This window comes from Pseudomonas fluorescens, assembly GCF_900215245.1.
Taxonomy (GTDB): Bacteria; Pseudomonadota; Gammaproteobacteria; order Pseudomonadales; family Pseudomonadaceae; genus Aquipseudomonas; species Aquipseudomonas fluorescens.
This window is the reverse complement of sequence record NZ_LT907842.1, coordinates 3,053,099-3,075,631: the sequence shown is the minus strand read 5'-3', so window position 1 is coordinate 3,075,631 and position 22,533 is coordinate 3,053,099. Positions and strand designations below refer to the sequence as shown.

Here is a 22,533-nt window from a genome sequence, read left to right as displayed (position 1 = left end):
CAATCACACGCCGTTGACGCGCTTGCCTTACACTGCGCGCCTATGACTAACATCCCGCACACTCAAATCACCGAACCCGCCGTCACCTGCTCGACGTGCGCGGCCTGTTGCTGCCAGCTGGAAGTCATGCTGATCACCGACACGGGCGTGCCGGAGCGTTATATCGATACCGACGATTGGGGCGGCGAAGTGATGCTGCGCCTGGACGACGGCTGGTGCGCGGCGCTGGATCGGGACACGATGATGTGCACGATTTACGAGCGACGGCCGCTGATCTGTCGGGAGTTCGAGATGGGCGCGCCGGAGTGTTTGACCGAGCGCGAAGGGATTGCGACGGCTTACCGCTGAACCTGGATGTGGCGCCAATCGACTCTGGGAGCTGGGCCGGCCCGCGATCGCATCACCTCGGTGCAACGCATAGACCGAGGCGCCTGCATCGCAGGCAAGCCAGCTCCCACATTTGGTTTGAGCGGTGTTCTCAGGATTACAACGGCAACGTGTAGTGCAGCGAGTAGCTCTCTACCCCGTCGTTATTGCTGCTGATACCCGCGTTGGAATAGTGCGTGGCGCGGATGCCCACCTCATGCCCACCGGCAAAGCGCAAACCAAAGCCCAGGCGGTCTTCGAACTGAAAGGCCTGGCCGATGTTGTTGTCTTCGACCCGCGTACGTGAGAACACGGCTACGCCGATCCCCGCCTCGATATAGGGTTTGACCGACTGGCCGGCAAACTCGTACACAAACACCGGCGAGAAAGACAGGCTGCTGACACTCGCGCGCTTGTCGCCATCCCAATACGTGTAGGCGCCGCTCCAATAGCCAGTCAGGCGGCCAGTATCGCTCTGCCACCAGCTTTTATCCCACTCCGACGTCAGCCCAAGCCGATAGGTCATGGTCGAATCACTGGTGCTCCCCACACCCAATTCCAGGCCAGCCGCCTGGGCCGAAACCGAGTGTCCTACCACCACGGCCGCAATCGCAGCCAAACAGAACAAGCGCTTCATAAGAAACAGTCCTTGAGAACAAAGTTGTATGGTTTTGTACAGGCTAACTCGCTATAGAAGCTGGCGTGGTGTCAGAAGTTCAGCGTCTAACCCCGATTTTTCACGAATTTTTCACCAGCCAAAATTACGCACAACTCCAGGAGATTTCCATAGTGTCGGTAGGATATTTCTTAGGTGATCAACGTCGCCGCTGGTCCAGAACTGTGCAGGTTCAGGGTTTGCACACGCCAGGAGGTCACGCTCCCCCAGCAGCCGCTTGAGCTGCCGGGCCACGGCGGCACCGGTGTCGATCAGAATGATGCTCGGGGGAAGCATCTGCGCCAGGAGTGGCTTGAGGAAGGGGTAATGGGTGCAGCCGAGAATGATGGTGTCGCAACCGGCGCTGAGCAACGGCTCGACATAGCCCTGCAACATCTGGCGCAGGGCGGCACTCTTGAGGTCACCGGTTTCGATCAACTCCACCAGGCCCGGGCACGGTTGGGTGATGACCCGCACATCGGTGGCAAAACGGTCGAGCAAGGCGGCGAATTTGGCGCTTTGCAGGGTGCCGGTGGTGGCGAGTACACCGACCACACCACTGCGAGTGGCGGCAGCCGCCGGCTTGACCGCAGGCTCCATACCCACCAGCGGCCAGTCGGGATAGTCCTGGCGCAAATCGGCCACGGCGGCGACAGTGGCGGTATTACAGGCAATCACAAAGGCTTTGGCGCCCTGTTCGCGGAAAAACTTCGCGACAATACGGGAGCGCTCAAGAATGAACGCCGGAGATTTTTCGCCATACGGGATATTCCCGCCGTCAGCCACGTACAGCAGCGACTCATGGGGCAGCAACTGCTGGATTTCATCCAGCACCGACAGGCCGCCGACGCCGGAATCGAACACACCGATTGGCGCGTCCTTAACCATGGTGTGCCCCACACACGCTGCAACCCGGGTCGCGCTTGACGCGCAACTCGCGAAAACGTGTGGTCAGGGCATCAATCAGCAACAGCCGCCCCACCAACGGCTCGCCGAAGCCGGCCAGCAACTTCAAGGCTTCCAGTGCTTGCAGGCTGCCGACCAGGCCCACCAATGGGCCGACGACGCCGGCCTCGCTGCAGGTCAGTTCAGTGTCGCTGCCGTGCCCGTATAAACAGTGGTAACAGGGGCTTTCGGCGCGACGCGGGTCGAACACCGACAATTGCCCCTCCAGGCGAATCGCCGCGCCGCTGATCAATGGCTTGCCGGCAGCGACACAGGCGGCGTTGACGGCTTCGCGGGTCGAGAAGTTGTCGCTGCAGTCGAGTACCACATCAACGGCGCCCACCGCCGCCGCCAGTGAATCGGCATCCAGCGCGGTGCGATGGGCGAGCAGTTTGACGCCTGGGTTGAGCGCCGTGAGACGACGCATGGCCGAATCGACCTTGGTCTGCCCAACGCTGTCCGTGTCGTGAATGATCTGGCGTTGCAGGTTGGTCAGGTCGACGGTGTCGAAGTCCGCCAGGTGCAACTCGCCCACGCCGGCGGCGGCCAGATACAGCGCGACTGGCGCGCCCAACCCACCAAGGCCGACGATCAGCGCGCGGGCATTTTTCAGGCGCAACTGGCCTTCGATGTCGACATGTTGCAACAGAATCTGTCGGCTATAGCGCAACAGCTCCTGATCGCTCAGCACAGGCGACGCCCCAGTGTGATGCGTTCGTGGCCGCCGAGGTCGATACGGCTGTGTACGTTTTCAAAGCCTTCACCCAGTAACAAGTCACGCACGGCAGGCGCTTGATCATAGCCATGCTCAAGCAACAACCAACCACCGGCGTTCAGGTGGACCGGGGATTGGGCGATGATCAAGCGCAAATCGTCCAGGCCATCAGGGCCGGCCACCAGGGCACTGGCGGGCTCAAAACGCACGTCACCGGCCACCAGATGGGGATCGTTATCGGCAATGTACGGCGGGTTGCTGATGATCAGGTCGAAGGTTTGGCCTTGCAGAGCGCTGAACCAATGACTGTTCAACACCGTGGTGTTCTTCAGGTGCAGGCGCTGGCGATTGCGCTCGGCCAGGGCCACGGCTTCCAGCACGCGGTCTACCGCCGTGACCTGCCAGGCCGGGCGTTCGCTGGCCAGGGCCAGGGCGATGGCGCCGCTGCCGGTGCCCAGGTCGAGCACCCTGGAGGGGTTGGCAGGCAACAGTTCCAACGCGGCTTCCACCAGCAGCTCGGTGTCCGGACGCGGGATCAGCGTATGAGGCGCCACCTCCAGGTCCAGCTTCCAGAAGCCTTGCTGGCCGAGGATATACGCCACCGGCTCACCGCTACGGCGACGTTGCAGGTAGTCGGCAAAGGTCAGCGCATCTTCGCTGCTGACGATCTTTTCCGGCCAGGTGTGCAGGTAGCTGCGCGACTTGCCCAGGGCGGCGGCCAGCAACAATTCCACATCCAGGCGCGCGGTGGGCGAGTCTGGCAGGTCGGCGGCGCGCAGAAGGCTGGCAATGATGGTCATTTATTCACCTATCGCCGCCAATTGATCGGCCTGGTATTCGGCGAGCAAGGGCTCGATCACCGCATCAACGCCACCGGCGAGAATCTCGTCGAGGGAATAAAGGGTGAGGTTGACCCGGTGGTCGGTGACCCGGCCCTGGGCAAAGTTGTAGGTCCGAATACGCTCGGAGCGGTCGCCCGAACCCACCAGCAACTTACGCTCGCTGGCAATTGCGTTGGCAGCGGCGCTGGTCTGCTGGTCGTTGAGCTTGGCCGACAGCCAGGACATGGCCCGCGCACGGTTCTTGTGCTGGGAACGTTCTTCCTGGCACTCCACCACGATGCCCGACGGCAAGTGAGTAATTCGGATTGCCGAGTCGGTTTTGTTGACGTGCTGACCACCGGCGCCCGAAGAGCGGTACGTGTCGACGCGCAAGTCCGCCGGGTTGATCTCGATGGCTTCCTGCTCGTCCGGCTCAGGCAACACGGCCACGGTGCACGCCGAGGTGTGGATACGGCCCTGGGATTCGGTCGCCGGAACCCGCTGCACACGGTGCGCGCCGGATTCGAATTTTAATTTGCCGTAGACGTTGTCGCCTTCGACTCGGGCGATCACTTCTTTATAGCCGCCGTGCTCGCCTTCGTTCTCGGACAGAATCTCGACGCGCCAGCCACGGCGTTCGGCGTAGCGCGAGTACATACGGAACAGGTCGCCGGAGAAAATCGCCGCCTCGTCGCCACCGGTGCCGGCGCGGATTTCGAGGAACACGTTGCGCCCGTCGTTGGGGTCCTTGGGCAACAGCATGCGCTGCAGATCACCTTCCAGCTCGGCCAGTTTGTCCTTGGCTTCACGGACTTCTTCCACGGCCATTTCGCGCATGTCCGGGTCGCTGTCCTTGAGCAGCGCCTGGGCGCCTTCGAGGTCGCCTTGCACCTTCATGAGGTTTTTGTAGGTGGCCACAATCGGCTCAACTTCGGCGTATTCCTTGGAATAGGCGCGGAACTTGGTCTGATCGGAGATGACCTCGCCATCGCCGAGCAAGGCGGTCAGTTCTTCGAAACGGTCCTGGAGCACGTCCAGTTTATTGAGCAGTGACGCTTTCATTGCGGTTTTTTATCCGAAGAGCTATCTGACGCGCCCTCACCGAGGGCAAAGAGTTCCTGGGCCATGGCCAGCGCATCGAGGCGGCCTTCGGCAGTAAGCTTTTTCAACTGAACGCTGGGGGCGTGGAGCAACTTGTTGGTCAAGCCACGCGCCAATTGCATCAGCACCTCTTCGGCGCTGCTGCCGTTGGCCAGCAAACGCTGGGCCTTGACCAATTCCTCATCACGCAGGCGTTCACCTTGCTGACGATAAGCCTTGAGCACGTCCACTGCCGCCAGTTCACGCAGGCGCACCATGAAGTCTTCGGCGCCGGTGCTGACCATTTCCTCGGCGGCCTGGGCAGCGCCCTGGCGACTCTTGAGGTTTTCGGCGACCACTTCGTGCAAATCGTCGACGCTATAGAGGTAAACGTCGTCCAACTCGCCGACTTCTGGCTCGATATCGCGGGGAACGGCAATATCCACCATGAAAATCGGCTTGTGCTTGCGCAACTTCAACGCACTCTCGACCGCGCCTTTGCCAAGGATCGGCAACTGACTGGCGGTGGAGCTGATGACGATATCGCTGCGCACCAGTTCGGCCGGGATGTCCGAGAGCAGCACGGCATGCGCACCGAACTGTTCGGCGAGGATGCTGGCACGCTCCAGGGTGCGGTTGGCCACCACAATACGCTTCACACCGAGGTCATGCAGGTGGCGGGCGACCAAAGTAATGGTTTCACCGGCACCGATCAGCAGCGCCTGGCTGCGCTGCAAGTCGCTGAAAATCTGTTTGGCCAGGCTGACAGCGGCAAACGCCACGGACACCGGGTTTTCACCGATGGCGGTGTCGGTGCGCACTTGCTTGGCCGAATTGAACGTGGCCTGGAACAGACGGCCCAACAGCGGGCCCACGGTTCCGGCCTCGCGGGCCACGGCGTAGGCAGATTTCATCTGGCCAAGGATCTGCGGTTCGCCCAACACCAGCGAGTCGAGCCCTGAGGCAACGCGCATCATGTGACGAACTGCCGCATCCTCTTCGTGCACATACGCGCTGGCGCGCAGGTCGTCGAGGTCCAAATGGTGATAATCAGCCAGCCAGCGCAGCACCACATCCGCTGAAAGATGTTCCTGCTCTATATAAAGCTCACTGCGATTGCAGGTCGAAAGGATCGCAGCTTCGCGGCTGTCGGTGAGCCGGCAGAGCTGCTGCAAGGCCTCAACCAACTGCTCGGGCGTAAACGCCACGCGCTCGCGCACGTCTACAGAAGCAGTCTTGTGGTTAATACCGAGTGCAAGGAAGGCCATTCAATATCGCTGATGATGTCGGGAAGCCGACAATTGTCCTACTTCGAATGATTCAGAACAACCACCGTAGGCTATTGTCCTAATGCCTTGTGTCTATAAAGGCACCCACTGAGACTCGGTTATGTTTGGCCGAAGGCTTGTGTCATGATGATCCGACCGCAGGTTAGTCGTCCTCTTCCTATATGAATAGATCTTCCGCGTTGCTCCTTGCTTTTGTCTTCCTCAGCGGCTGCCAGGCCTTGGCCCCCGTGTCGCCGGACGGTACGCCGCCGGTGGAAGACAGCACCCCCGCCCCTGAAAAGCCCAAGGTTTATTCCTCGTTCAGTGAAGAAACGATCTACAGCTTGCTGACGGCGGAACTCGCCGGCCAGCGCAATCGTTTCGACATTGCCCTGGATAACTACGTGACCCAGGCCATCAATACCCAGGACCCCGGCATTTCGGAGCGTGCATTTCGCATCGCCGAATACCTGGGTGCTGACCAGGCCGCGCTGGACACGTCGCTGATCTGGGCGAAAAACGCACCGCAGGATCTGGAAGCGCAACGCGCAGCCGCTGTGCAACTGGCGCGCGCCGGGCGTTACGACGACTCCATGGTCTATATGGAGAAAGTCCTGCAGGGCAAGGGCGACACGCATTTCGACTTTCTCGCGCTGTCGGCGGCCGACACCGACCAGGACACCCGCAATGGCCTGATGAAGAGTTTTGACCGCCTGCTGCAAAAGCATCCGAAGAACAGCCAGCTGATTTTCGGCAAGGCGTTGCTGCTGCAACAGGATGACGAAGCCGACGCCGCGCTGAAGCTGCTGGAGCAGAACCCGCCGGAAGACGGCGAGATCGCCCCGATTTTGCTGCGCGCACGCCTGCTGCAGAACCTCAATCGCGGCAAGGAAGCGATTCCGCTGCTGGAAAAAAGCATCAAAAAGTACCCGGACGACAAGCGCCTGCGCCTGACGTATGCGCGCATGCTGGTTGAGCAGGACCGTATGGAGGACGCCAAAGTGCAGTTCGCCAACCTGGTCCAGCAATACCCGGACGACGATGAATTGCGCTACTCGCTGGCACTGGTATGCCTGGAAGCCAAGGCCTGGGACGAGGCCAAGGGTTACCTTGAGGAACTGATCCAGCGCGAAAGCCATGTCGACTCCGCGCATCTCAACCTCGGCCGTATCGCTGAAGAGCGCAACGACCCGCAGGCAGCCCTGCTCGAATACGCCCAGGTCGGCCCCGGCAATGACTATCTGCCGGCCCAACTGCGCCAGGCCGACATTCTGATGAGCAACGGCCGCACCGACGAGGCGGAAAAACGCCTGGCGGCAGCACGCGACGCCGAACCTGACTACGCCATTCAGTTGTACCTGATCCAGGCCGAAACCTTGTCAGCCAACAAACAGGGCGAACGCGCCTGGAAGTTGCTGCAACAAGCGTTGCTGCAATACCCGGACGACTTGAACCTGTTGTACACCCGCGCCATGCAGGCGGAAAAACGCAATGACCTGGCGCAAATGGAGAAAGACCTGCGCCTGATCATCAAGCGCGATCCGGACAACGCCATGGCGCTGAACGCCCTGGGTTACACCCTGTCTGACCGTACGACGCGGTACGCCGAAGCCAAGGTGCTGATCGAGCAAGCCCATAAGCTCAACCCGGAAGACCCTGCCGTGCTCGACAGCCTGGGCTGGGTCAATTACCGGCTGGGCAACCTGGACGAGGCCGAGCGCTTGTTGCGCCAGGCACTCGAGCGCTTCCCCGATCAGGAAGTCGCCGCCCATTTGGGCGAAGTGCTCTGGGCCAATGGCAAACAGCGCGAAGCACGACAAATCTGGGAAAAATTCCTCAAGGAACAACCCGAAAGCCCCATCCTGCGCGGCACCATCAAGCGCCTGACCGGATCCGAGACCCTTTAAACTTATGTTTTTGCGCCACGTTATTGTTTTCAGTTTTATCGCCCTGCTCGCCGGTTGCGCGGGCATAGGCAGCCGTGAATCCGTTGAAGGCCAGGGCAACCCGGCGCAATGGAAACAGCACAAAGAGCAGCTCAGCAGCATCGACGGCTGGCAGATCGATGGCAAGGTCGGGGTTCGCGCGCCGAAAGATTCCGGCAGCGGCACATTGTTCTGGCTGCAGCGCCAGGACTATTACGACATTCGCCTGTCAGGGCCGCTTGGCCGAGGCGCGGCGCGCCTGACCGGTCGACCCGGGCAAGTGAGCCTTGAAGTCGCGAACCAGGGGCGCTATGAAGCGACCACGCCGGAAGCCTTGCTGGAAGAACAGATGGGCTGGAAATTGCCGGTGTCCCATCTGGTCTGGTGGGTGCGCGGGTTGCCCGCACCGGACAGCAAGAGCCGGCTGAGCCTCAACGGCGACAGTCGCCTGGCCACGCTGGAGCAGGATGGCTGGCAGGTTGAATACCTCAGCTACGTGCAACAGGGCGCCTACTGGCTGCCCGAGCGCATCAAACTGCATGGCACCGACCTTGACGTCACGCTGGTGATCAAGGAATGGCAACCGCGCAAGCTGGGGCAATAACGTGACCGCCACCACCTTGACCCTGCCCTCCCCGGCCAAACTCAATTTGATGCTGCACATTCTGGGTCGCCGTGAAGACGGCTACCACGAGCTGCAGACGCTGTTTCAGTTTCTCGACTACGGCGATGAGTTGACCTTCGCCATACGCGACGATGGCGCGATCAAATTGCACACCGAATTCGACGGCGTGCCCCACGACAGCAATCTGATTGTGAGAGCCGCGAAAAAACTTCAGGAGCAATCCGGTTGCGCGCTCGGCATCGACATCTGGATCGATAAAATTTTGCCTATGGGCGGCGGTATCGGTGGCGGCAGTTCAAATGCCGCGACCACGCTGCTCGGCCTGAATCACTTATGGCAACTGGGTTGGGACCTCGATCGCCTGGCCACGCTGGGCCTGACACTGGGCGCCGACGTCCCGGTTTTCGTGCGTGGGCACGCGGCTTTTGCCGAGGGCGTGGGCGAAAAACTCACCCCGGAATACCCCGAAGAGCCGTGGTATGTCGTGCTTGTTCCGCAAGTATCTGTAAGTACAGCAGAAATTTTTTCAGATCCACTGTTGACACGTAACTCTCCTCCCATTAAAGTGCGCCCCGTTCCCAAGGGAAACAGTCGAAATGACTGCTTACCGGTTGTAGCAAGGCGTTATCCAGAGGTACGTAACGCTTTGAATTTGTTAGGTAAATTTACCGAAGCAAAATTAACCGGAACTGGAAGTTGTGTGTTTGGGGGCTTCCCAAGCAAAGCTGAAGCTGATAAAGTCTCGGCCCTTCTTACAGAGACCCTTACAGGGTTTGTAGCAAAGGGAAGCAACGTTTCGATGTTGCATCGCAAGCTGCAAAGTCTGCTCTAAAAGGAACCGAGTACTGGGTACTCGTTGCAACAGATACAGGGGCGTCGCCAAGCGGTAAGGCAGCAGGTTTTGATCCTGCCATGCGTTGGTTCGAATCCAGCCGCCCCTGCCATTTTCTAATACTCATCCAGGTTACCCTCAGCCTCTAGGTACTGCGCGTGTCCAAGATGATGGTCTTTACGGGGAACGCTAACCCCGATCTGGCTCGACGTGTCGTACGTCAGCTGCATATCCCTCTCGGTGACATCTCTGTCGGTAAATTCTCCGACGGCGAAATTACAGCCGAGATCAATGAAAACGTCCGCGGTAAAGACGTCTTCATTATTCAGCCGACTTGCGCTCCGACCAACGATAACCTGATGGAACTCGTCGTGATGGCTGATGCCTTCCGGCGCTCCTCAGCGACTCGAATCACAGCTGTAATCCCTTACTTTGGTTATGCCCGTCAGGATCGCCGTCCGCGTTCCGCACGTGTGGCTATCAGCGCGAAAGTCGTCGCTGACATGCTGACCGTGGTAGGCATCGACCGTGTTCTCACGGTTGACCTGCACGCTGACCAAATCCAGGGGTTCTTCGATATTCCGGTAGATAACATCTACGGCTCCCCGGTATTGGTGGATGACATCGAAGATCAGCGCTTTGAAAACCTGATGATCGTGTCCCCGGACATTGGTGGCGTCGTGCGTGCACGGGCGGTTGCCAAATCCCTGGGCGTGGATCTCGGGATCATCGACAAACGCCGTGAAAAAGCTAATCACTCCGAAGTGATGCATATCATCGGTGATGTCGAAGGGCGTACCTGTATTCTGGTTGATGACATGGTCGACACCGCCGGCACCCTGTGCCACGCGGCCAAAGCCTTGAAAGAGCACGGTGCAGCAAAAGTCTTCGCCTACTGCACACACCCTGTGCTGTCGGGCCGAGCGATCGAGAACATCGAGAACTCCATGCTGGACGAACTGGTGGTGACTAACACCATCCCGTTGTCCGCAGCAGCTCAAGCCTGTTCGCGTATCCGTCAATTGGATATCGCACCGGTAGTTGCCGAAGCGGTTCGCCGCATCAGCAACGAAGAATCGATCAGCGCGATGTTCCGTTAAGGGTCAGCCCTTACGAAACACACACTGACGAAAAGCGCCCCGCCCCAGCATTCTGTTGGGGCGGGGCTTTTTTGCCCATATCGCCTTTAGCGCTGGTCGCAAACGCTGGGGCGAATGTGGTTATTTTGGAGATACAACATGAACGATTTTACTTTGAATGCTGAACTGCGTTCCGACCTGGGGAAAGGTGCGAGCCGCCGCCTGCGTCGTCTCGCAAGCCTGGTTCCAGCTGTAGTTTACGGTGGCGAAAAAGCCCCTGAATCCATCAGCATGCTGGCCAAAGAAATTGCCAAACTGCTCGAAAACGATGCGGCCTACAGCCACATCATCGAGCTGAACGTTGGCGGCAAGAAGCAGAACGTCATCATCAAGGCCCTGCAACGTCACCCAGCCAAAGGCCACGTGCTGCACGCTGACTTCGTACGCGTAGTAGCCGGTCAGAAACTGACCGCTATCGTGCCTGTGCACTTTGTTGGTGAAGAAGCTCCGGTCAAGAAAGGCGGCGAAGTTTCGCACGTTGTTGCCGAGATCGAAGTGACCTGCCTGCCGAAAGACCTGCCTGAGTTCATCGAAGTCGACCTGTCGGCTCTGGAAATCGGCGACATCGTTCACCTGTCCGACCTCAAAGCCCCTAAAGGCGTTGAGTTTGTTGCACTGGCTCACGGTGATGACAAAGCTGTTGCAAACGTTCACGCTCCACGCGTTGCACCAGAAGCTGAAGAAGGCGCTGCAGAGTAATTCACTCTGTATTGCCGGAGCTTGAGGAAACATCGCGGACCAGAACGTAGCGAGAAAGCGGGCGACAACGCGAAGTTTATCTCTGGATAAGTTAGCTCCTGCCGTCCACTTTCGCCGCACTGAGGTCTGGCGATGTTACCCACAACTCCAAAGGAAGGGCCCCTGTCGTGACTGCCATTAAACTGATCGTTGGCCTGGGAAATCCAGGCGCCGAATACGAACAGACCCGGCATAACGCGGGGGCCCTTTTTGTTGAGCGTATCGCCCACGCCCAAGGTGTGAGCCTTACGGCTGATCGCAAATATTTTGGCCTGACCGGGCGCTTCTCGCACCAGGGTCAGGATGTTCGTCTGCTGATTCCCACCACCTACATGAACCGCAGCGGCCAGGCTGTCGCGGCGCTTGCGGGCTTCTTCCGGATCAAACCCGAAGAAATCCTGGTGGCCCATGACGAACTGGACCTGCCACCCGGCGTTGCCAAACTCAAGTTAGGCGGCGGGCATGGCGGCCACAATGGCCTGCGCGACATCATTGCGCAGTTGGGCAATCAGAATAATTTTTACCGCCTGCGGCTCGGCATTGGCCACCCAGGCGTCGCCAGTATGGTTTCAAATTTCGTCCTGGGTCGTGCGCCACGCGCCGAACAGGAAAAACTCGATGCCAGCATCGACTTTGCCCTCGGCGTGCTGCCGGATATCTTCGCCGGTGAATGGAACCGTGCGATGAAAAACCTGCACAGCCAGAAGGCCTGACTCTTACCGAGGGGAAACACCATGGGATTCAATTGCGGCATCGTCGGCCTGCCCAACGTCGGCAAATCCACCCTGTTCAACGCCTTGACCAAGTCCGGTATTGCGGCGGAGAACTTCCCCTTCTGCACCATCGAACCCAACAGCGGCATTGTAGCCATGCCGGACCCGCGCCTGCAGGAACTGGCGGCTATCGTCAATCCGAAGCGCATCCTGCCGACTACGATGGAATTCGTCGACATCGCGGGCCTGGTGGCCGGCGCGTCGAAAGGTGAAGGTCTGGGCAACAAATTCCTGGCCAACATCCGTGAAACCGATGCCATCGCCCACGTGGTCCGCTGCTTTGAAGACGAGAACGTGATTCACGTTTCCAACAGCGTCGACCCGAAACGCGACATTGAGATCATCGATCTGGAACTGATCTTCGCCGACCTCGACAGCTGCGAAAAGCAACTGCAGAAAGTCGCGCGTAACGCCAAGGGCGGCGACAAAGATGCCGTGGTCCAGAAAGGCCTGCTGGAGCAACTGATCGCTCACTTCACCTTGGGCAAACCTGCGCGCAGCCTGATGAAGAGCATGAATGCCGACGAAAAAGCGGTGATCAAAGGCTTCCATCTGCTGACCACCAAGCCGGTCATGTACATCGCCAACGTTGCTGAAGACGGCTTCGAGAACAACCCGCTGCTCGATGTGGTCAAGGCTATTGCCGACGAAGAAGGCGCCATCGTTGTTCCGGTGTGCAACAAGATCGAAGCAGAAATTGCCGAACTGGATGACGGCGAAGAAAAAGACATGTTCCTCGAGGCTCTGGGCCTGGAAGAACCTGGCTTGAACCGTGTAATCCGTGCGGGCTACGAAATGCTCCACCTGCAGACTTACTTCACTGCCGGTGTCGAAGAAGTACGCGCATGGACCGTCAAAGTCGGTGCCACTGCACCACAGGCCGCCGGCGTGATCCACACCGACTTCGAAAAAGGCTTTATCCGCGCCGAAGTCATCGCCTATAACGACTTCATCCAGTACAAGGGTGAAGCCGGTACCAAGGAAGCGGGTAAATGGCGCCTGGAAGGCAAGGAATACATCGTCAAGGATGGCGACGTGATGCACTTCCGCTTCAACGTTTAAGCGTTACCTGCGGCGTACGTCGCAAACAAAGAGCCGATGCACTGCATCGGCTTTTTTGTGTCTGCTGTTTGGCATGTCGCAACCTGATATAAGCCTTAAGCCCTTTAACCCAATAAAACAAGCCTCATTTAATCCACTGGACTTTAAGTTTAATCCTACACATAAAACCCGCACTTTCCGACAACAACGCTTGAACTAAACTCAGCGTAGCGCGCACTTAAAAATCCTGATATAGACCAAGACATTTTCCTACTTAAAGAACAGTGACACCCAGGATAAATTACGGTCTACTGCGCCCCATTGAATACCCCGCGACTAACAGTGAAGTGATAGCAAAATGTCGGCTGCCTACCAAAAGGAAGATGAATTGGACGTCCCATTCATTGAGGACGTGGATATTGAAAATACACTCAATACGACAGCCGCACTCAATGTCGACATCCTGCTATTAGGGGAAACCGGTACTGGCAAAGATACCTTGGCACAACGGATACATCGCCTGTCCGGCCGGCGCGGCAACTTCGTTGCAGTTAACTGCGCCGCCATCCCGGAAAGCCTTGCGGAGAGCCAGCTCTTCGGTGTCAACAGTGGCGCCTACACCGGCGCAGTGCAGTCGAGGGCAGGCTTTATCGAGACCGCGCACCTGGGCACGTTGTACCTGGATGAGATCGACAGCATGCCGCTGTCGCTGCAAGCCAAACTACTGCGTGTGCTGGAAGCCCGCGGTGTCGAACGCCTGGGGTCCACCCGCTTCATCCCTGTGAACATGCGCGTCATCGCCTCCGCCCAGCAGTCACTGCATGAGATGGTCGAACAAGGCACATTCCGGCGTGACCTGTATTTCCGCCTGAATGTCGTCAACATCAAGCTCTCGCCCCTGCGAGAGCGGCACGAGCGGATTGTGCCCTTGTTCCTCGACATGGTTCGACAGGAGGCCGACAACTTCAACTACGCCCCTCCTCTTGCCTCCAACGAGTTGCTGCAACAACTGTTATGTCACGCCTGGCTGGGCAATGTGCGCGAACTGCGCTCTACGGCCAAACGCTTTGTACTGGGGCTGCCACCGCTGTCAGTGACGTCGGTGCCGGCCCAGCAAATACCGTTGAACTTGAAAGACCGCTTACAACAAATAGAGAAAATACTGATTGAAGAGTCGCTGCGCCGTCATTCGCATAACGTAGAGGACGTGGCGGTTGAACTGCGTATCGCCAAACGCACGCTTTACTACCGGATGAAGCAATTGGATATAGCACTGAGTTAACGTCAGTGACTGCAACTCAAACGTACAATTTGAAATACCCACGGTGAAATATTTGGAACGCTTTTGTGGGGAGCGACCACACACGTTACAAGCCAGGCGCTTTCTAAGACGTCGTAAACACCGACAGTCAACTTGGCTTACCCTTGATATTTCTTACACTAACTGTGGAGACTTCAACATGAGCGGCATCAATAGCATTTCATCCTTCCTCTCCGCCCTCGGCGCTAACTTCGGTTCTGGTTCCACCGGAAACAACGAGGACCTGGAGCGGGAGCGCGACCAAATGCAACGTAAATCCTTCGTACGAAGCAACAAGGTTTACGAAACGAACGAAGCAAAAAAGAACGCTGAAGCCGTGCGATAACTCGCCAACCTCTCCTGCCCAACGGCAGGAGAGGCTACTTCCATCACTCGTGAAGGCCCTCTATGCGTGTAGACCGTAACCTCATGTCGGGTAACAACAACGCCCTGCCCCCTTCCACCCATTCTCAAGAGTCGACGCTCCCACGGGAAGATGTGAGTTTTTTCAGCTCACAACTGGAAGGTTCGGCACGCCGCGTCACTGCTTCATCAGCGTCCCCATCCTCAAACCTACTGGTCGATGCGTCCAATCAACTGATCAAGTCGACCACCGGCTTGACCAAGGGCCTGCGTGCCTACAGCACCGGGAACAAGGAAAAGGACAGCGCCAACTATGCCGGCAACCTTTCAGACACCATGCTGCTCACCCAGGTGCTGACCAAGAGCGTCGGTAAAACCGCCCAATTCCTCGAAAAAATCAGCAACCTGCAGTAGGTAAAAATGATCCGTCTCCTGACCCCGGGCTTCATGTTATCGCTGTTACTCATGCTGAGCGGCTGCGGTGAGAGTGTTGAATTACACCGCCAATTGTCCGAACAGGAAGCCAATGAGGTCATCGCGGAACTGGCGGACAAACACATACGCGCACAAAAAGTCCCGGCCAAAGAGGGCGTGACTGTTCGTGTCAGCGCCTCGGACATCAGCCGGGCGGTTCGTACGCTGGAAGCCGCCGGGCTGCCCAAGGTTGCACGGGTGACGATGGGGCAAACCTTTCGCAAGGAGGGCGTCATTTCCACCCCGCTGGAGGAACGAGCTCGTTATATCTATGCCTTGTCCCAGGAGCTCGAAGCCACCCTGTCGAATATCGACGGCGTTATCGTCGCACGCGTCCACGTCGTGCTACCCGAACGTGTCGCGCCAGGGGAACCGGTGCAGCCCGCCTCCGCGTCGGTGTTTATCAAACATGACCCCAGGCTTGAGCCCGATAATATTCGCGCCCGGGTTCGCCGTATGGTCGCCAGCAGTATCCCCGGCATGTCGACGGCAGTGGATAACTCACAAAAACTGACCGTGGTTTTTGTCCCGTCCACCGCCTATACGGAACAGCAGCGACTGGGCTATTTCGGGCCTTTCCTGCTCCCGGAAGGCGACGTTGCGTTCTGGCGCGCCTGCGTAGCGCTATTAGTGGTCGGTAGCGTGCTGGCAGTGGCCGGCGGACTGTTCTGGCGTAACCGAAAGCGCGCGCAGGCGACCCCCCATGGGGCAACGTTACCCGATGAGTGAACATCGCGCCTGGGCCCAATGGTGGGCCCTTCCCTGGGAAGCCTCACATGCAGATTGGCGTGTACTTGACCAGGACAGCGTGGACGCACTCCGTCGTGCCCAGCACGCGCGAATCAGCAAGCTGCTGGGTATTGCGCCCTGCCTGCCGCCGCCCCCTCACACCAGCGTACTTCGGCTGGCCCTCGCCTCAACCGAACAACTCAACCAGATGCTGGCTCTGCTGGGCAACACCTGTCATCGCCCTATCGACGGACCGGTAAGCGACATCCATCACCAATGGTGCCTGCGCCTCTCCAAAGCGCTAAGCCCTGAAGCCTTGTTGCAGCCCGACGACGATCCACTGCAGCTATTGCGTGCCTGGGTCTCCCCTGCCATCTGGCAACGGCTTCGCTTGCGTTTTTCACGCCCACGGGTGCAGCAAATGGAAGCCACATCTTACTCACTTGAAGACGCACACAGTCGGCTCGACACGCTCTGGCAAGCCATCGTCTGGCGAGTGACGACCACGAGCGACGAAGACTTCCTAAACTGAACAGAGCTGCCCCTCGATGCTATGCCGACGCAAAATTGACTTATACGACAGCTCCCCCGGCCAGGCACCTGTGTTGATTACCCAGGAAATGCTCAGGGAGAGCGCTCACGCCAGCCAAATGCTGGCGCGTGCCAAAGCCCAGGCCGATGAGGTGCTGAGCCAGGCAGCAAAACAGCGCGACGCCCTGCTTGAGCAAGCCCAGCTGGCATTCTGGCAACGGGCGAACGCCCAGCTCGAACAGTGGGAACACCAACGCCAAACCCTGTGCAACCACCTGGAGCGATACGCCACGTCGATCGCCGACCAGGCACTGTGTTGCCTGCTGGACGACATTCCCCCCGCGCAACGCCTCACCGCCCTGATCAAACGATTGATGGCCACACAGCTTCCCAGCGTCACCGCAACACTCCTGTGTCACCCGCAGGAGGTGGAGAGTTTGAAGCAATCTCTGGCCATGCTGGACATCACCCACTGGGCACTTCGCGCGGATAACAGGGTTAGGCCGCAGACACTGGTACTGGAAACAGACGAGGGCGACTTTCGTATCGATTGGGCCTCGATGCGCAAAATTTTACTCGTCACCGAAGAAGCATTTTCAAGTGAACGCCCTGGGTGAAACGTGGCAATCCTGAGGGCTCAAAAACGTTCATCCGCATGGAACTGGTGGCGATCTGCACACCACATAGCTGATACACATCACGAGTAAACGTCTATGGAATTCTACGCAAACCTGAAGAGCCAATTGTTGAGACGAAGCGACATTGAAAAAAATCGCGCGGAAACGGCGATAGCGGATCCCGACATAGACGACGCCGATGTCGACCTTTTCGAACTGGGCCTGCAGCAACGTAATGCCAAGTGGGCCTTTCACGAACAGATCCGTGCCCGGCACATGCTGCTCAAAACAGCGCTCGACGGCGTGCAGTAAGTTGAGCGCCCTGATCATCCACTGGGCGCAGGGTCGTGAAGACTCACTCAGCCTGTTTGAAGACGGCTACGCAATGACCCTGCAACGCCTGTCGGACACACTGCGATTGAGTGTCCAACTGACGCTGCACAGGCCCGATAACGCGCAACTGGAAACCTGGATGCGGCCAGGTGAACCCAGCCTGAACCACTTCCAGGGTGCCCTGGCGCAAGCGCCCGACACTGGCACGCTGTGGCTGGTTCAGTGCCTGCCGCTGCCGGATGATCTGGATGCAAGACACGTCTTGAGCTGCGTCGAAAACCTGCTCAACCAACGTGACGCCTGGCGCGCGATGGTCGCGCGCCAGCTTCGGCCGGCACTGCCGCCCCCTTCTTTGTCGCTACGCTCGCTGGCGCATTAATCAGAGAACTCTCCATGTACAACAAGCCCCACAAACGCCTAAGTTTGTGCGCCGACTCGTCTGCGTGCGCGACCAAAAGTAGTCACTGGCGCAGCCTGCTGCTGCTGCCCTGGTTGCTGGCGCCTCTGGAAAGCGCCGTGGCCGCCATTCCGCCCGAATGGAAAAACACCGCCTACGCCTATGAGGCGCAGCACAAGCCCCTGCGGGAAGTGCTGGAAGATTTCGCGCAAACCTTTGGTATCCAGCTACAGGTCGAAGGCCTGCTGGAAGGCCTGGTCAATGGCAAGATACGCGCCAACACCCCTCAATCATTGCTCGACAGGCTCAGCGTTGAGCACCGCTTTCAGTGGTACCTGTACAACAACACGCTGTACATCAGCACGCTGGACCAGCAAGAGTCGGCGCGACTGGAAGTCTCCTCCGAGACCCTCTCCGATCTCAAGCAAGCACTGACCGATATCGGCCTGCTCGATGCTCGCTTCGGCTGGGGCGAGCTGCCCGAAGACGGCGTGGTGCTGGTCTCCGGCCCCAGGCGCTATATCGAACAGATCAAACAATTCAGCAGCCAGCGCCGCGTGCCGGATGAAAAACAGAGCGTACTGAGTTATCCACTGAAGTTTGCCAACGCCACCGACCGCGTCGTGGATTATCGCGGTGAAAAACTGACCATCCCGGGCATCGCCACAATGTTGCGCGGGTTGCTGGAACCGCGCACGCCCTCCGCACTCTCGAGCGCGAGCCAGCCTCCCGGCGCCCAGCCGCAAAACGCTCTGGTGACGCCGAACGTGCCCCGGCTGAATAACCCGCTACTGGAGCAAATGCTCGGCACTTCAGCCAACACCGGGGAGTTGGCGACCGGCGCATCGCTCACCCCACGCACCTCACGTGCAACCAGTCGTATCCGTGTCGAGGCCGACGTGCGTAACAACGCGGTACTGATTTACGACCTGCCGGAGCGCCAGGCGATGTACCGCGAGTTGATCACCCAACTCGACGTGGCGCGCAAACTGGTGGAGATCGACGCAATCATCCTCGATATCGAGCGCACGCAGCTGAACGAATTCGGGGTCACCTGGGGCTTCCAAAACAGCCGTTTCCGTGGCGGCGCCAGCGTAGCGCCCGGCACCACCTCACAGCTGGCCATTGCCAACCGCGACAGTTTTATCGCTGCCGTACGCGCCCTGGAGGCCCGAGGCCTGGCGACCCTGGTCTCCAACCCGTCGGTGCTCACCCTGGAAAACCAGCCGGCGGTCATCGACTTCAACCGCACGCGGTTCCTGGAGGCGGGCACAGAGAACGCAACCATTTTGCCGGTCACCGTCGGCACCAGTTTTCAGGTAGTGCCGCGGGTCATCACCAGCCGCGGCAGCCATCAGATCCATTTGGTGGTGGATATTGAAGACGGCAATTTCGATGAGTCCAACCCCTCGATCAAAGACCTCGATGTACGCCGAGGCAAGGTCAGCACACAAGCGGTGATGGCAGAGAAACGCTCGTTGGTGGTCGGTGGGTTCCACGTTACGAACAACACAGACAAGCGAAACAAGGTGCCACTGCTGGGAGATATCCCGTTGCTGGGCAAGGCGTTGTTCTCCTCGACTGAGCGACTGAATAACCGCCGCGAACGCCTGTTCATCCTGACCCCACGGGTCATCGGCGATCAGGACGACCCCTCACGCTACTTGCCCCAAGAAGACCTGGCCGAATTGCAGGCCGCCCTCAAACCTTTGGCCCGCCGCCTTTCTCCTCACCAGCCGGAGATCAAGCGCAGCGACATCACCGGCACCCTGGCGCGTCTGGTCAGCGGGCAAGTGCCGGATGGCTTCAAGGCTGGGCCGATGCCTTTGGGGTTGAACACGTTGTGCACCACTCGCGATGTGTTGGCACTCAACACCGAACGCAGCCAGTGGTACAGCGGCCCACAGTTCAACGTGGCGGTCGTGGTGCTGCGCAACCAGATCAAACGCAATGTGCGTATCGATGAAAATGAATGCAGCAACTCGCAGACCCTGGCGGTCAGTGTCTGGCCACGCGCCTGGCTCAAGCCGGGTGAGGAAGCCGAAGTGTTCATCGCCATGCGTCCCGTCGTGAAGGATGAACACATTGGCGTGACACGCCCTTCCCTCCTCACCCCAACCCAGAAGACCACACCATGAACCACGGACTCTTGTACGCCACCCTGATCGGTGCGGCACTGCTCGTCGCCGGCTGTACGCCCACCTGCAAAGGCGATTCCTGCACACGCCCGCAATCGAGTGCTGACACGCTGGTGGTCTGGTGGCCGCCGCAGATGCGCGTGGCCCCTGGCCCATCCGGCGAGCGCCCGGACTATCAGACAGTGTCTTTGGAACGATGAGTGCGATGGGCCTACCTGGCAATGACTTGGACCGCCAAACGTTCCTGGACCGCCTGGAGAGCGACGATGCCGCTCTCCAGGCGCTCAGCCCGGGAATCAAGCTGTGCACAGTGCAGGTCGGCGCACGCCAGGGGCTGAGCCTGCAAATCGCCGGCGAGGCGTTGCAGGCCGGGCAGTTGCAACGCGTATTGCAACGCCGTTTCGAACAGGCCGTCGCGTTCGAGGGCTGCTTTGCCTACCTCGATGGCCAACGCGCCCTGGTGATCTGGCATGCGCTGCCTGCGCAACGCACTGAACGTGAGGCAACGCTCAGCCGGATGCTCTCGCTGGCTAACCTTGAAGCGTTGGACGGCCGCATGACTCGCTGATCAGCGTTGCTCAAGCTCCGGCAACTCCAGGGTTTCACGCTTGGCGTCATCATCCAGCTCGCGCAAGGTCCGGTAGATAAGGGCCACCGCCTGCAACGTGTCGCGAGGAATGCTCGCCCCCAGCTTTTTCTCATACAGCGTCCGCGCCAACCACACACATTGGATCACCGGCACATCAGCGGCCTTGGCGCGGGCGATCAAGTGTCGCGCCTCGGCATCGGTGCCCTTGTCCACCAACAACGGCAGTGGGGTTGTACCGGGGCGGTAGTACAAGGCAACGGCAAAGTGCGTGGGGTTGATCACCAGCATGTCGGCTTCTTCGAGCTTGGGCAGCTTGACCTTCGGCTCCTCCTGAGCCAGTTGCTGCGCAAGCTGGCGCCGCTGGCCCTTGACGTGGGGGTCGCCCTCCATGTCCTTGTACTCCTTGACGACCTCAACCTGAGTCATGCGCATGCGCTGGGCAAAGAAATACTTTTGCAGTGTCAGGTCAATCAGCGCCAGCGCCAGCAACAAGCCCAGGCACGCATGCAGCAAATGGCGAAACAGGGTGATAAGCGCCAGGAGGTAACTTTGCAGGTCACTGTTGGCGAGGTTGATCAATGCGCTCAATGACGGGCCGATCACCACGTACAGAATCAGGCCCAGCAGCACCGCCTTGACGATGCCCATCAACACATTCATCAGCGATTGTTTGGAGAACATTTGCTTGGCTTGTTTGAGCGGGTTGAGGCGATTGAAATCCAGCTTCAAGGTTTCCGGTGCAAACAGCAGCCCGAACTGCATCCAGCTGCTGATCAACTTCACGGCAATCGCCACGCCGACCATCAACAGGGCGAATGAGAAAAACACCCGTAAGGCGTCCAACAGCACTTCCTCAAGGGCGTGAACAAAAGGCTGGCCGATGCGCGACAGGGGTAACGCCATCAGTTGCTGAAAGCGCTGCAGACTGGTTTCGGCGGTGAATAACGCAATTTCACTGATGGCGGTCAGCACCAGCAATTTGCCGACATCCTGACTTTGGGCGACCTGGCCTTTCTTGCGCTGGTCGCGCAGTTTTTTGGCACTGGCGGGGTGCTTTTTCTCGCCTGAATCACTCATGGCGTCGCGACCTTGAACATCAAACCGAGGGAGTGCTTGAGGTCACCCAACAACACCATGCGCCCGACGATCAAGTCCTGCAGCAACGCAAAGTACAGGATCAAAACACCAATCCCCGCCAGGCATTTGACCGGTGGGGCCAGCGTACTCACCTGCAATTGGGGGCTGTAAAGCCCAAGCAAAGCGATGCCGAACTCAAGCAACAGCAACACCGCGATAAAGGGCGCCGCGTAGAGCATCATGTGCGTGAAGGTATCGCCCAGCAGCGCGATAAACGTACCAAACCCATTAGGCCCCACCACCGGGAACCAGGCGGTCGGCGGCCAGATTTCGTAGCTGTCCCAAATCACTTGGGTCAGCGCCCCGAGGCCCAGGGTGGCCATCAATAGAAAAATTGCCAGTTCCTTGAACAGGTGGCCGACGGGCGTAGCGTCCGGGCCAAGCGAGGGGTTCAACTGGCCACCGGCCAAGGCACCCCGCTGGTTATCCAACAGCGCCCCTACGGCCTCAAACATCCAGAACGGCATCGACAGCAACACGCCCAGCAAAAACCCCAGCATCGCCTCCTTGAGCACCAGCCCGGCGAGCAGCAGTGCCGAGTAGTCACTACCCGTCAACGCGGCGTGGATACCGGGTGCGGGAAGCAGCGCCATGACCATCACGATCGTGTGCCGGGGCATACCGCGGATGTGCTGAAAACAAAACGCCGCCACCAGGAACGCGCAGGGGTAAATGCGCGCCATGCCAATCAGCAGGCTGGGCAGGAACTCAAGGTATAGCAACACAGGCAATGCCTCAGTTGAGCGCCGAGCGGGCGATCATGTCGAAGGTGAGGTTGATCAACTGGATCAATTCCACGCCAATCCAACGGCCCGTCACAGCCAGCGTGATACCCACCGCCACCAGCTTGATGCCAAACGGCAACGTCTGGTCCTGGATCTGCATCAGGGCCTGCACCAGCGAGGTCAGTACACCAACGACCACCGCCACGATCAGCGGCGGGGCCGACAACACGACCACCAGCAGCATGCCCTGCTTGAACAGCACGATCGGTTCCATAGA

At 59.0% G+C, this 22,533-nt stretch carries 28 protein-coding genes and 1 tRNA gene; 20 read left to right on the top strand and 9 right to left on the bottom strand.

Annotated elements, in window-relative coordinates; all coding sequences use genetic code 11:
• Positions 1-42 precede the first annotated feature (42 nt).
• Positions 43-348 (top strand): YkgJ family cysteine cluster protein, encoded by a 306-nt coding sequence (locus tag CPH89_RS14155; RefSeq protein ID WP_016977069.1) that lies wholly within the window; start codon positions 43-45, stop codon positions 346-348.
• 136 nt (positions 349-484) lie between these two features.
• Here CPH89_RS14155 and CPH89_RS14150 read toward each other — a convergent pair whose 3' ends face one another.
• From CPH89_RS14150 to hemA, 6 genes are all read right to left on the bottom strand, one after another.
• Positions 485-1,003: an acyloxyacyl hydrolase gene (locus CPH89_RS14150; protein ID WP_053254267.1), complete on the bottom strand. Its 519-nt coding sequence runs from the start codon at positions 1,001-1,003 to the stop codon at positions 485-487.
• A 111-nt stretch (positions 1,004-1,114) separates the two neighbouring features.
• Positions 1,115-1,909 (bottom strand): glutamate racemase, encoded by a 795-nt coding sequence (gene murI / locus CPH89_RS14145; RefSeq protein WP_053254266.1) that lies wholly within the window; start codon positions 1,907-1,909, stop codon positions 1,115-1,117.
• Positions 1,902-2,657, bottom strand: coding sequence for a molybdopterin-synthase adenylyltransferase MoeB (locus CPH89_RS14140; RefSeq protein ID WP_053254265.1), 756 nt, complete (start codon positions 2,655-2,657; stop codon positions 1,902-1,904). Before CPH89_RS14140 ends, murI begins: the two co-directional genes overlap by 8 nt.
• Entirely contained in the window at positions 2,651-3,481 is an 831-nt protein-coding gene (prmC, locus tag CPH89_RS14135; protein ID WP_053254264.1) for a peptide chain release factor N(5)-glutamine methyltransferase, read from the bottom strand. Before prmC ends, CPH89_RS14140 begins: the two co-directional genes overlap by 7 nt.
• A complete protein-coding gene (gene prfA / locus CPH89_RS14130; protein ID WP_053254263.1) occupies positions 3,482-4,564 on the bottom strand; it encodes a peptide chain release factor 1 in 1,083 nt (360 codons plus the stop codon). It abuts the gene before it with no gap.
• Positions 4,561-5,850, bottom strand: coding sequence for a glutamyl-tRNA reductase (hemA, locus tag CPH89_RS14125; RefSeq protein ID WP_053254262.1), 1,290 nt, complete (start codon positions 5,848-5,850; stop codon positions 4,561-4,563). Before hemA ends, prfA begins: the two co-directional genes overlap by 4 nt.
• 182 nt (positions 5,851-6,032) lie before the next feature.
• Between hemA and CPH89_RS14120 the strand changes: the two genes are divergently transcribed.
• The 19 genes from CPH89_RS14120 (at position 6,033) to CPH89_RS14030 (ending at position 20,373) form a co-directional block, all read left to right on the top strand.
• Positions 6,033-7,757: a tetratricopeptide repeat protein gene (locus tag CPH89_RS14120; RefSeq protein ID WP_053254261.1), complete on the top strand. Its 1,725-nt coding sequence runs from the start codon at positions 6,033-6,035 to the stop codon at positions 7,755-7,757.
• A gap of 4 nt (positions 7,758-7,761) precedes the next feature.
• Positions 7,762-8,379: a lipoprotein insertase outer membrane protein LolB gene (gene lolB, locus CPH89_RS14115; protein WP_053254260.1), complete on the top strand. Its 618-nt coding sequence runs from the start codon at positions 7,762-7,764 to the stop codon at positions 8,377-8,379.
• 49 nt (positions 8,380-8,428) lie between these two features.
• Positions 8,429-9,232 (top strand): 4-(cytidine 5'-diphospho)-2-C-methyl-D-erythritol kinase, encoded by an 804-nt coding sequence (gene ispE / locus CPH89_RS14110; RefSeq protein ID WP_207201168.1) that lies wholly within the window; start codon positions 8,429-8,431, stop codon positions 9,230-9,232.
• 37 nt (positions 9,233-9,269) lie between these two features.
• Positions 9,270-9,344 (top strand) — tRNA-Gln (locus CPH89_RS14105).
• A 46-nt stretch (positions 9,345-9,390) separates the two neighbouring features.
• Complete coding sequence (locus CPH89_RS14100; protein WP_003208392.1) at positions 9,391-10,332, top strand: ribose-phosphate pyrophosphokinase; 942 nt, start codon at positions 9,391-9,393, stop codon at positions 10,330-10,332.
• Between the two features lie 138 nt (positions 10,333-10,470).
• Entirely contained in the window at positions 10,471-11,070 is a 600-nt protein-coding gene (locus tag CPH89_RS14095) for a 50S ribosomal protein L25/general stress protein Ctc (protein ID WP_053254258.1), read from the top strand.
• Positions 11,071-11,237: 167 nt separating this feature from the next.
• Positions 11,238-11,822 (top strand): aminoacyl-tRNA hydrolase, encoded by a 585-nt coding sequence (gene pth / locus CPH89_RS14090; RefSeq protein ID WP_053254257.1) that lies wholly within the window; start codon positions 11,238-11,240, stop codon positions 11,820-11,822.
• Between the two features lie 21 nt (positions 11,823-11,843).
• Positions 11,844-12,944 (top strand): redox-regulated ATPase YchF, encoded by a 1,101-nt coding sequence (ychF, locus tag CPH89_RS14085; RefSeq protein WP_053254256.1) that lies wholly within the window; start codon positions 11,844-11,846, stop codon positions 12,942-12,944.
• Between the two features lie 337 nt (positions 12,945-13,281).
• Positions 13,282-14,205, top strand: coding sequence for a sigma 54-interacting transcriptional regulator (locus tag CPH89_RS14080; RefSeq protein WP_053254255.1), 924 nt, complete (start codon positions 13,282-13,284; stop codon positions 14,203-14,205).
• Between the two features lie 178 nt (positions 14,206-14,383).
• Positions 14,384-14,569, top strand: coding sequence for a hypothetical protein (locus CPH89_RS14075; protein WP_053254254.1), 186 nt, complete (start codon positions 14,384-14,386; stop codon positions 14,567-14,569).
• Between the two features lie 62 nt (positions 14,570-14,631).
• Complete coding sequence (locus CPH89_RS30585) at positions 14,632-15,000, top strand: hypothetical protein (RefSeq protein ID WP_232005447.1); 369 nt, start codon at positions 14,632-14,634, stop codon at positions 14,998-15,000.
• Between the two features lie 6 nt (positions 15,001-15,006).
• Positions 15,007-15,789 carry a type III secretion system inner membrane ring lipoprotein SctJ gene (sctJ, locus tag CPH89_RS14065; protein ID WP_053254253.1) on the top strand — a complete coding sequence of 261 codons (783 nt, stop codon included), beginning with the start codon at positions 15,007-15,009 and terminating at the stop codon, positions 15,787-15,789.
• Positions 15,764-16,321 (top strand): type III secretion protein, encoded by a 558-nt coding sequence (locus CPH89_RS14060; protein ID WP_232005446.1) that lies wholly within the window; start codon positions 15,764-15,766, stop codon positions 16,319-16,321. Before sctJ ends, CPH89_RS14060 begins: the two co-directional genes overlap by 26 nt.
• A 16-nt stretch (positions 16,322-16,337) precedes the next feature.
• On the top strand, positions 16,338-16,937 hold the full coding sequence (sctL, locus tag CPH89_RS14055) for a type III secretion system stator protein SctL (RefSeq protein ID WP_053254252.1): 600 nt from the start codon (positions 16,338-16,340) through the stop codon (positions 16,935-16,937).
• Between the two features lie 96 nt (positions 16,938-17,033).
• On the top strand, positions 17,034-17,249 hold the full coding sequence (locus tag CPH89_RS14050; protein ID WP_053254251.1) for a hypothetical protein: 216 nt from the start codon (positions 17,034-17,036) through the stop codon (positions 17,247-17,249).
• A 1-nt stretch (position 17,250) separates the two neighbouring features.
• A complete protein-coding gene (locus tag CPH89_RS14045) occupies positions 17,251-17,649 on the top strand; it encodes a hypothetical protein (RefSeq protein WP_053254250.1) in 399 nt (132 codons plus the stop codon).
• 14 nt (positions 17,650-17,663) lie between these two features.
• The gene (gene sctC / locus CPH89_RS14040; RefSeq protein ID WP_053254249.1) at positions 17,664-19,805 is read left to right on the top strand and encodes a type III secretion system outer membrane ring subunit SctC; all 2,142 of its coding nucleotides are present in this window, start codon (positions 17,664-17,666) and stop codon (positions 19,803-19,805) included.
• Entirely contained in the window at positions 19,802-20,005 is a 204-nt protein-coding gene (gene hrpT, locus CPH89_RS14035) for an HrpT family type III secretion system protein (RefSeq protein WP_053254248.1), read from the top strand. Before sctC ends, hrpT begins: the two co-directional genes overlap by 4 nt.
• The gene (locus tag CPH89_RS14030) at positions 20,002-20,373 is read left to right on the top strand and encodes a hypothetical protein (protein WP_053254247.1); all 372 of its coding nucleotides are present in this window, start codon (positions 20,002-20,004) and stop codon (positions 20,371-20,373) included. Before hrpT ends, CPH89_RS14030 begins: the two co-directional genes overlap by 4 nt.
• On the opposite strand, the gene sctU is transcribed toward CPH89_RS14030, so the two are convergent.
• From sctU to sctS, 3 genes are read right to left on the bottom strand one after another with little or no spacing between them, the layout of a single operon-like run.
• Positions 20,374-21,471, bottom strand: a complete 1,098-nt coding sequence (gene sctU / locus CPH89_RS14025) for a type III secretion system export apparatus subunit SctU (RefSeq protein ID WP_053254246.1) — start codon at positions 21,469-21,471, stop codon at positions 20,374-20,376.
• Positions 21,468-22,256 (bottom strand): type III secretion system export apparatus subunit SctT, encoded by a 789-nt coding sequence (sctT, locus tag CPH89_RS14020; RefSeq protein WP_053254245.1) that lies wholly within the window; start codon positions 22,254-22,256, stop codon positions 21,468-21,470. The genes sctU and sctT overlap by 4 nt, the downstream gene beginning before the upstream one ends.
• A 10-nt stretch (positions 22,257-22,266) precedes the next feature.
• A complete protein-coding gene (gene sctS, locus CPH89_RS14015; protein ID WP_053254244.1) occupies positions 22,267-22,530 on the bottom strand; it encodes a type III secretion system export apparatus subunit SctS in 264 nt (87 codons plus the stop codon).
• Positions 22,531-22,533 lie beyond the last annotated feature (3 nt).